At 42.9% G+C, this 939-nt stretch carries 2 protein-coding genes; one reads left to right on the top strand and one right to left on the bottom strand.

The features are described from left to right. On the top strand, window positions 1-361 hold a 361-nt coding region (locus A3738_RS01520; RefSeq protein WP_156503879.1), incomplete at its 5' end, for a general secretion pathway protein GspB. A 37-nt stretch (window positions 362-398) separates the two neighbouring features. Here A3738_RS01520 and A3738_RS01515 read toward each other — a convergent pair. Beyond that, a partial coding sequence (locus tag A3738_RS01515; protein WP_156503878.1) for an alpha/beta hydrolase occupies window positions 399-939 on the bottom strand: 541 nt, incomplete at its 5' end.

The raw sequence follows: 939 nt of genomic DNA, 5'->3' as shown, positions 1-939 counted from the left end.
CGATAGTAATGACGAAAGTGTCAATGATGTTGGGCTCTCTGCCAACTTGGAAGGTGAAGATAGCTCTTCTTTGCCTTTATCCTCATCGCAAGTGCTCGAGTTAAATAATCAATATCACGATGTCCTGTTTTTACATGAAATAAGCAATTCTGCGCGTCCTCGTGTTCCGAAGCTTCTGTTTAATAGCCATATCTATAGTTCTGATCCGAGTGCTAGACGTGTAATGATCAATAATATTTATCTGAGAGAAGGGCAGATGTTTGAAGGTATGACTGTCTTGCTGATAGATGAGAATCATGTGGTGTTTGAAAAGCAAGGGCAGCAATTCAAAATTGCTGCTATGCGAGATTGGTTGGGTTAAACGCGGCGTTTAATCAGAGATATATTTCGCTGTGTGTCTATTGGGCGTTTGTTCCGCTGTTTGATGCTAAGAAATTAAGTAGTGTTTTGCGCGCTTTTTCATATGCCAGGCCTTGCGTGTGTAAGCCCAATGTTTGATAGCTAGAAATATTAAGATCGTTTTGTTTAGCGATCGCTTCTAATTGCGTGAAGTGACGATAGTCGACGACAGGATCATTTTTGCTGTGCATCAGTAATATCGGAGTTTGTTTCAGTTCTGAGATATGTTTTTCAGGGTTATAGTCGCTTTCAATTAGACTCGCTGGAACTTGCACAAGCCACGTCAACCAGTGTTTTCTCATTGCTTCTCGCGCTACTTGGGGCCAGTTGGCCGGAGCAGATTCGCTGATTAAAGCGTTGATAGTTCGTAGATCTTCATCCGTCTTATTTATGTTCGCTGCATAGGTAATTGCTAGGGCTCCCCCCATACTCTGACCAAATACAAAGAAAGATTGTTCGGATCCTGCGAGCCGAGTGCTTATCCATCGGTGTGCGCTTTGTATGTCGATAAATGCGCTTCGTAGTGTCGATCCACCTTCT

This window comes from Oleiphilus sp. HI0066 (genome assembly GCF_001635725.1).
Note: the sequence above shows the minus strand (reverse complement) of the source record. Positions and strands in the feature narration are given on the sequence as shown.